1 pseudogene is annotated in these 382 nt (G+C 70.2%); it reads left to right on the plus strand.

What is annotated here, in order from left to right:
- A pseudogene (locus EN750_RS39085) lies at nucleotides 1-201 on the plus strand (band 7 protein); the annotation flags it as partial.
- Between the last annotated feature and the right edge of the window lie 181 nt (nucleotides 202-382).

Genomic DNA, 382 nt, shown 5'->3' on the forward strand with positions numbered 1-382 from the left:
ATCGAGGGCGCCAAGGCGGAAGCCGAACGGCAGCATATCGCCATCTACCGCGACCTGCCGCCCGCGCTCCTGCTCGGCCTTGCCGCCCAGCAGCTCGCCGGCAACCTGGACACGCTCGAGCATGTCACCGTCACGCCCGACCTGCTCGCCACGGTGCTTGGCGAGTTCCGCAAGGGCCGGGCGGTCATCGAGGCGCGCTGAGGAGGGGGCATCAATGGCCGCGAACCGTCCCCGCGCGGTCTTCGTGACGCGCGAGACCGACTACGAGCTGCTGATCGCGCATCACGCGACGCGTGGCCAGGCTCGTTTCTTTCTCGAGACGCGCGGCCAGCGGCTGGAAGACGTCGAGGCCCGGCACGATCGCTTCCACGCGGTGCTCGGC

It is taken from the genome of Mesorhizobium sp. M7A.F.Ca.ET.027.03.2.1 (assembly GCF_003999175.1).
In the GTDB taxonomy this organism is placed as follows: domain Bacteria; phylum Pseudomonadota; class Alphaproteobacteria; order Rhizobiales; family Rhizobiaceae; genus Mesorhizobium.